This is a genomic window from Streptomyces ipomoeae 91-03, assembly GCF_000317595.1.
Classification (GTDB): domain Bacteria; phylum Actinomycetota; class Actinomycetes; order Streptomycetales; family Streptomycetaceae; genus Streptomyces; species Streptomyces ipomoeae.
Map to the genome: position 1 here is coordinate 1 of NZ_AEJC01000595.1, position 5,334 is coordinate 5,334.

The window sequence follows — 5,334 nt, forward strand, 5'->3', positions numbered from 1 at the left end:
CCCATACACCGCTTCAGCGAGCGCAGCGCTTAGGCCGCGACAACCTCGATGTTGACCTTGGCGGCAACCTCGGGGTGCAGACGCACGGACGTCTCGTGGGCGCCCAGCGTCTTGATGGGGGCAGCCAGCTCGATGCGGCGCTTGTCGACCTCGGGGCCACCGGAAGCCTTGATCGCGGAAGCGATGTCGGCCGGGGTGACGGAACCGAAGAGACGACCGGCGTCGCCGGAGCGGACGGCCAGGCGGACCTTGACGGCCTCGAGCTGGCCCTTGACCTGGTTGGCCTGCTCGATGGTCTGGATCTCGTGGATCTTGCGAGCGCGACGGATCTGCTCGACGTCCTTCTCGCCGCCCTTGGTCCAGCGGATCGCGAACTTCCGCGGGATCAGGTAGTTGCGAGCGTAACCGTCCTTGACGTCGACGACGTCGCCCGCGGCACCGAGGCCAGAGACCTCGTGGGTGAGGATGATCTTCATGAGTCGGTCACCCTTCCCTTAGCGCGCGGTGGACGTGTAGGGCAGCAGCGCCATTTCACGGCTGTTCTTCACGGCCGTGGCGACGTCACGCTGGTGCTGCGTGCAGTTGCCGGTCACGCGGCGGGCACGGATCTTGCCGCGGTCGGAAATGAACTTCCGCAGCATGTTCGTGTCCTTGTAGTCCACGTACGTGACCTTGTCCTTGCAGAAAGCGCAGACCTTCTTCTTCGGCTTGCGCACAGGCGGCTTCGCCATGGTGTTTCTCCTGTGTGATCAAGAAGTTTGGGGTACGGCCCCGCCCGTGACCTCATGGACCGGTGATCCGGCCCGAGGGGTCTTAGAAGGGGGGCTCGTCCGAGTAGCCGCCACCGCCGCCGGAGCCTCCGCCCCAGCCACCGCCACCCTGGCCGCCACCGGCCGGAGCGTTGGTCGCCCACGGGTCGTCGGCGGGAGCGCCGCCGCCCTGCTGGCCGCCGCCGGGGCCTCCGCCCCAGCCGCCGCCACCCTGGCCGCCGCCGTAACCGCCCTGGCCGCCTCGACCGCCTCCGGCGGTCTTGGTGACCTTGGCCGTGGCGTTGCGCAGGCTGGCGCCGACTTCCTCGACGTCCAGCTCGTAGACCGTGCGCTTGACGCCCTCACGGTCCTCGTAGGACCGCTGCTTCAGCCGGCCCTGCACGATGACGCGCATGCCTCGCTGGAGCGACTCGGCGACGTTCTCCGCCGCCTGACGCCAGACCGAGCAGGTCAGGAACAGGCTCTCGCCGTCCTTCCACTCGTTCGTCTGGCGGTCGAACGTGCGGGGGGTGGACGCGACACGGAACTTCGCGACCGCCGCACCGGAAGGGGTGAAGCGCAGCTCGGGGTCGTCGACAAGATTGCCGACGACCGTGATGACGGTCTCGCCTGCCATGGGGGAACCTCTCGGCGGGTTTGCTGCTGGCTGCTTGTGCTGCTACTCGGATCCCGAGATCAGCTGAGCGGGAGAGCTCAGTGGGTCTCGGGACGGAGGACCTTGGTCCGGAGGACCGACTCGTTCAGGTTCATCTGGCGGTCGAGCTCCTTGACGACCGCGGGCTCTGCCTGCAGGTCGATGACCGAGTAGATCCCCTCGGGCTTCTTCTTGATCTCGTACGCGAGACGACGACGGCCCCAGGTGTCGACCTTCTCCACCTTTCCGTTGCCCTCACGGACGACGGAGAGGAAGTTCTCGATCAGCGGGGAGACAGCACGCTCCTCGAGATCGGGGTCGAGGATGACCATCACCTCGTAGTGACGCATGTGGAACCCACCTCCTTCGGACTCAGCGGCCACGGTCGTTCCGTGGCAGGAGGGTTGTGATGCGTACGCAACGGTATCGGCCGCCACTGACAATCGGGGGTCCCGGCGGGGATCCCTGTCACGGTCTGGGCAGACACCGGTGCAGACGGTACAGAGTACCTGCACCCCGCTTCCGGTTGAAATCCGGCGGCGAGGACCGTCAATCTGTACACATCGGGTGTGTATGGCGCTACGATGCGCCGCCTTCCGCAGGAGGTGCCCTATGGCACAGACATTGCGACCCAACATCGCCGGCTCCCTGTTCGCCACCGACAACAAGCCCCACCCAGTGCAGGACACCCTGCTCGCCGTGACGCTCGTGCTCGGGGCGCTCTCCTTCATCACGGCGATGTTCCACCACCTGCATCTGATCAGCTCCTGGGCAGGCCTGGTGGGGCTCTTGACCGGTGCGTACGGGCAGTTCATCTCCGAGACGACCCGCGAACGCTTCGGACTGATCGTGGGTCTCGGTGCCTCAGCGGTCGGTTTCTTCCTCGGCATGGCCCATGGTGGCCTCTTCGGCGGAATCATCGGCTGACTCCGTATCAAGAGCCGCTGACGGACGGCGACCTTTCGGGGCCGTCGTCTTGCATCGGGTTACATCGGGCCAAGCGGCCGAACAACATCACCTGACGTCCCGACCACGTCCCGGCCGGGCCCCAGGTTCCATATGGCCATTCGGGGTGCTCGCAGGGCGCAGTAGGCTTCGGCGCGAGAGCCGGAGCCCCTGTACCCATGGGGACACACCAGCCCGAGGAGCGCCCCGAATGAGCCTGACCCTGAGGACGATCAGCCGAGAGCAGCATCTGGCGTACATCCAGAGCCTGCCGTCGGCGAGCCACATGCAGGTCCCGGCCTGGGCCGACGTCAAGGCGGAGTGGCGCTCCGAGAGCCTCGGGTGGTTCGACGACAGGACCGGCGAGATGGTCGGCGTCGGGCTGGTGCTGTACCGCCAACTGCCCAAGATCAAGCGCTATCTCGCTTATCTGCCCGAGGGCCCGGTCATCAACTGGTTCGCGCCGAACCTCACGGAGTGGCTGGAGCCGATGCTCGCGCATCTGAAGCACCAGGGCGCCTTCTCGGTGAAGATGGGCCCGCCGGTGATCATCCGACGCTGGGAGGCCCCGTCCATCAAGAAGGGCATCCAGGACCCGGACGTGAAGCGTCTGCGCGACATCGAGGCGGACTTCATCGAGCCGCGTGCCTTCGAGGTCGCCGACAAGCTCCGGCGCATGGGCTGGCAGCAGGGCGAGGACGGCGGGGCCGGCTTCGGCGACGTCCAGCCCCGATACGTCTACCAGGTGCCGCTCGCCAACCGCTCCCTGGAAGAGGTCCACAAGAACTTCAACCAGCTGTGGCGCCGCAACATCAAGAAGGCCGAGAAGGCGGGCGTCGAGGTCGTCCAGGGCGGCTACCACGACCTGGAGGAGTGGCAGCGGCTGTACGAGATCACTGCCGTGCGCGACCGCTTCCGTCCCCGCCCGCTGTCGTACTTCCAGCGCATGTGGACAGCCCTCAACACCGAGGACCCCAACCGCATGCGGCTCTACTTCGCCCGGCACAATGGCGTGAACCTGTCCGCCGCGACGATGCTGGTCGTCGGCGGGCACGTCTGGTACTCGTACGGCGCATCGGACAACATCGGCCGTGAGGTCCGGCCCTCGAACGCGATGCAGTGGCGCATGCTGCGTGATGCCTACGCCCTCGGCGCGACCGTCTACGACCTGCGCGGCATCTCCGACTCGCTGGACGAAACGGATCACCTGTTCGGCCTGATCCAGTTCAAGGTGGGCACGGGCGGCCAGGCCGCCGAATACCTCGGTGAGTGGGACTTCCCGCTCAACAAGCTGCTCCACAAGGCGCTCGACATCTACATGTCGCGGCGCTGACGCCCCCGTTTTTGCTTCCATACTTCTGATACACCGCAGCCACAAGAAAGGTTCCGGGACCGGCCATGGCGCTCACGCTCTACGTCGACACCGCGCGCTGGCGGGCACACCACAAGCACGTCCAGGAGCAGTTTCCGGGGCTCGTCCCCGTCTGCAAGGGCAACGGCTACGGCTTCGGACACGAGAAGCTGGCGGAAGAAGCCACGCGCCTCGGCGCGGACGTCCTCGCCGTCGGTACGACGTACGAGGCCGCCCGGATCAAGGACTGGTTCAGCGGTGACCTGCTGGTGCTGACGCCGTACCGACGCGCGGAGGAGCCCGTACCGCTCCCCGACCGTGTCATCCGCTCCGTGTCGTCGGTCGACGGCGTCTACGGTCTCGTGGGCGCCCGCGTCGTCATCGAGGTCATGTCCTCGATGAAACGGCACGGCGTGAGCGAGCAGGAGCTTCCACAGCTCCACGCCGCCATAGAGAATGTGCGTCTGGAGGGCTTCGCCATCCACCTGCCGCTGGACCGCACCGACGGCTCCGACGCCGTCGAGGAGGTCATCGGCTGGATGGACCGGCTGCGCGCGGCCCGTCTGCCGCTGCACACCATGTTCGTCAGCCACCTCAAGGCCGAGGAACTGATCCGCCTCCAGCAGCAGTTCCCCCAGACCCGCTTCCGGGCCCGCATCGGCACGCGGCTGTGGCTGGGGGACCACGAGGCCACCGAGTACCGCGGGGCGGTCCTGGACGTCACCCGGGTCGCCAAGGGCGACCGCTTCGGCTACCGGCAGCAGAAGGCGGCCTCCGACGGCTTCCTGGTGGTCGTGGCGGGCGGTACGTCGCACGGAGTGGGTCTGGAGGCCCCGAAGGCGATGCACGGCGTCATGCCACGTGCCAAGGGCGTCGCCCGGGCCGGCCTCGCGACGGTCAACCGGAACCTTTCTCCGTTCGTCTGGGGCGGCAAGCAGCGCTGGTTCGCCGAGCCGCCGCACATGCAGGTGTCGATCCTCTTCGTGCCCGCGGACGCCCCTGAGCCGAAGGTCGGCGAGGAGCTGGTGGCCCATCTGCGGCACACCACCACACAGTTCGACCGCATCGTCGACCGCTGAGCCCCGGCTCCCTCGGGGCATCGAGCACCCAGAGCTCGAAGCAGCGGCCCGTCGGGACACCGCACAACGCGCGGAAGCGGGATGCCCGTCAGGCCCATGGTCATGGTCGTCAGGACGCCGCAGACCATCGAGCCGACGGCCTTGCCGTTGGTGGCCGGGGGCGGGACGGGGGCCGGCATGAAGGTGCGCGGGACCATGGGGGCCATGGCGCTCGGCTGTATCGCCGCGGGGCCCTGGGGCAGGTCGGCGACCAGGAGGGCCAGCTCGCCCACCGTGCGCGCCGTGTAGGCCCTCTCGACGCGCTTCTCGTACTCGTCCTGCTGGAGGCGGCCTTCACTGAAGCCCGCCCGCAGAACATCCACGGCACGCTCACGATCGGCATGGGCGGCGAGCAGTGACGGACTACTGGCCTGCGCCTGCCAGGGCATCGGCTGCCACGACGGGTTCGACACGAGAAACACTCCCCCGGACTGGTTGTGCCTCCATGATGAGGCAACGCACGACCCACGGCATCGGTTCCCGAGCCCCGGTTGTGTTGCGGTTCCGCCACACGAC

General features: G+C 67.5%; 7 protein-coding genes and 1 pseudogene. 3 read left to right on the forward strand and 5 right to left on the reverse strand.

The features are described from left to right. Positions 1–29: 29 nt before the first annotated feature. From rplI to rpsF, 4 genes are all read right to left on the reverse strand, one after another. A complete protein-coding gene (gene rplI, locus STRIP9103_RS38200) occupies positions 30–476 on the reverse strand; it encodes a 50S ribosomal protein L9 (protein ID WP_009336067.1) in 447 nt (148 codons plus the stop codon). 18 nt (positions 477–494) lie between these two features. After that, positions 495–731 (reverse strand): 30S ribosomal protein S18, encoded by a 237-nt coding sequence (gene rpsR / locus STRIP9103_RS38205; RefSeq protein WP_003949403.1) that lies wholly within the window; start codon positions 729–731, stop codon positions 495–497. An 82-nt stretch (positions 732–813) separates the two neighbouring features. Further along, positions 814–1,386 carry a single-stranded DNA-binding protein gene (locus STRIP9103_RS38210; protein WP_009336064.1) on the reverse strand — a complete coding sequence of 191 codons (573 nt, stop codon included), beginning with the start codon at positions 1,384–1,386 and terminating at the stop codon, positions 814–816. Positions 1,387–1,463: 77 nt separating this feature from the next. Continuing rightward, the gene (gene rpsF, locus STRIP9103_RS38215; RefSeq protein WP_004950685.1) at positions 1,464–1,754 is read right to left on the reverse strand and encodes a 30S ribosomal protein S6; all 291 of its coding nucleotides are present in this window, start codon (positions 1,752–1,754) and stop codon (positions 1,464–1,466) included. A gap of 262 nt (positions 1,755–2,016) precedes the next feature. Between rpsF and STRIP9103_RS38220 the strand changes: the two genes are divergently transcribed. The 3 genes from STRIP9103_RS38220 (at position 2,017) to STRIP9103_RS38230 (ending at position 4,779) form a co-directional block, all read left to right on the forward strand. Continuing rightward, entirely contained in the window at positions 2,017–2,331 is a 315-nt protein-coding gene (locus tag STRIP9103_RS38220) for a hypothetical protein (protein ID WP_009336066.1), read from the forward strand. 229 nt (positions 2,332–2,560) lie between these two features. Next, a complete protein-coding gene (gene femX / locus STRIP9103_RS38225) occupies positions 2,561–3,682 on the forward strand; it encodes a peptidoglycan bridge formation glycyltransferase FemX (RefSeq protein WP_009336065.1) in 1,122 nt (373 codons plus the stop codon). Positions 3,683–3,747: 65 nt separating this feature from the next. Then, a complete protein-coding gene (locus tag STRIP9103_RS38230) occupies positions 3,748–4,779 on the forward strand; it encodes an alanine racemase (RefSeq protein WP_009336063.1) in 1,032 nt (343 codons plus the stop codon). Positions 4,780–4,856: 77 nt separating this feature from the next. On the opposite strand, the pseudogene STRIP9103_RS47670 reads toward STRIP9103_RS38230, so the two are convergent. Beyond that, positions 4,857–5,207 (reverse strand): annotated as a pseudogene (locus tag STRIP9103_RS47670) (DUF1707 SHOCT-like domain-containing protein); the annotation flags it as partial. Positions 5,208–5,334: the final 127 nt, after the last annotated feature.